Origin of the sequence: Cryobacterium sp. 10I1, from assembly GCF_035019805.1 — a bacterium.
GTDB lineage: Bacteria > Actinomycetota > Actinomycetes > Actinomycetales > Microbacteriaceae > Cryobacterium > Cryobacterium glucosi.
This window is the reverse complement of the sequence record NZ_JASJVF010000418.1, coordinates 1-1,742: the sequence shown is the minus strand read 5'-3', so window position 1 is coordinate 1,742 and position 1,742 is coordinate 1. Positions and strand designations below refer to the sequence as shown.

At 64.2% G+C, this 1,742-nt stretch carries 1 protein-coding gene; it reads right to left on the bottom strand.

Annotated features, from left to right (window positions below; all coding sequences use genetic code 11):
• Positions 1-40: 40 nt before the first annotated feature.
• A complete protein-coding gene (locus QN345_RS18655) occupies positions 41-1,540 on the bottom strand; it encodes an ABC transporter substrate-binding protein (RefSeq protein WP_322189360.1) in 1,500 nt (499 codons plus the stop codon).
• Between the last annotated feature and the right edge of the window lie 202 nt (positions 1,541-1,742).

The following is a 1,742-nucleotide window of genomic DNA, read 5'->3' as shown; positions in this document are numbered from 1 at the left end:
AGATGTGTATAAGAGACAGGGTGGTGGTGATGTGTCCCGGTTAGGACACCGGGGTGAAGTTCCAGAGGTACGGGTAGGTGTTGCCGACCTGGGTGACCACCTTCGTTTTCGCATCCGTCGCGAAGTTGGACTGCACGCGGTACCACGGCGCGAACCAGGCCTGCTCGACGATGTAGGCGTTGAGCTTCTTCGCGGCGGCATCGGCGTCGGCCTTCGAACCCGTGTGCACGGTGGCGATGAGCGCGTCGGCCGTGGGGTCGTCGTACTTCGTCGGGTTGAAGGTCGAGTTCGGGGTGAGCTCGAAGTTGATCAGCGCCCAGTCGGTGTCTTCCTGCAGCTGCATCCAGGTCGCGGCGTACTTCGGGGCCAGGATGTCGGCGATGAAGTTGTTGCCGGCATCCGTGTAGTTCACGGTGATGCCGACGTCCTTGAGCTGCTGCTGGATGAGGGTGAAGGTGGCCGCAGGCACGAAGCTCGTGGTCGGCATGTCGATCGTGAGCCCGCCGGAGTAGCCGGCTTCGGCGAGGAGCGCCTTGGCCTTGGCCGGGTCGTAGGAGTAGCGGGAGTCGAGGCTCTCGTCGTAGGCGACCGAGCTGGTCGGAAAGATCTGGCTCGTCGGGGTGCCGAGGCCCTCGCCGACCGCGGTCAGCAGGGACTTGCTGTCGAATGCGTAGTTGATGGCCTGGCGCACCCGCACGTCCTTGAACGCCGGGTTCAGCGTGCCGTCACGGTCGAAGAGGATGAGGCCGGTCCAGTCCAGCTCGAACGGGTTCATCGTGTAGCCGGCCGCTTCGAACTCAGGGATCGTGCTGCTGTCCGCGACCGCGGCACCGTTGATCTGGCCGCCCTTGACGGCGTTGAGGAGTGCCGTGCCGTCCGCGTAGACCTTGAGGGACAGGTTGTCGTAGTGCACGCTCGTCGGGTCCCAGTAGGTCGGGTTCTTGGTGAACTCGTAGCTCGTGCCGACGACGGTCTTGGCCGTGTCGAGGATGTAGGGACCGCTGCCGATCGGGTTGGTCTGCAGGTCGGCGCTGGTGAAGGCCTTGGGGCTCTCGACCATGCCGGCGTTCTGGGTCAGGTAGTGCAGCAGCGCCGGGTCGGCCTCGGTGAGGGTGATCGTCAGCGTGGTGGGGTCCGTCGCGGTCGCGGCGGATACCGACTTCAGGAACGACGCGTTGGCCGAGGCGCCGTCACGGAACCGGATAATGTTCTGGGCTGCGGCATCGGCGTCGAACTTGGTGCCGTCCGTGAAGGTGACGTCGTCACGCAAGGTGAGGGTCAGCACCGTGTTGTCGGCGTTGTACGCCCATTTTGTTGCCAGGTCCGGGCCGACCTCACCGCTCGGATCCGCTTTGAGCAGGGTGTCGTAGACGGCCTGACCGTATGCGGTCTGCGTCGCGAAGTTCATGTCCGCTGCGGCGAAGGTCGAGGCCGGGACGACGACGCCCAGGGTGAGAGTCGTCGCAGCGGAGCTGGACGAGGTCGACCCTGCGGCACAGCCGGTCAGGCTCAGGGCCACGACGGCGGCTACCGCGGTCATGCTTTTCCATCGGAACATCTTCGGTCCCTTTCACGTACAAGTGCAGCCCCACTGTGGGCTCCGTGCAGCAAAGCTAACATCAAAAACGAACGAGCACTAGGTTTTCAACCATGAATTACGAATAGTTATTAGCTTTTTATTTTTCCGGGCTGAAACCCGGTCGTGGGGGGGGGGGGGGGGGGGGGGGGCCGGCCCCCCCCCC

Excerpts from the sequence above, each read along its gene's own strand:
- QN345_RS18655 (WP_322189360.1), bottom strand. The coding sequence starts at position 1,540 with ATGACCGCGGTAGCCGCCGTCGTGGCCCTGAGCCTGACCGGCTGTGCC.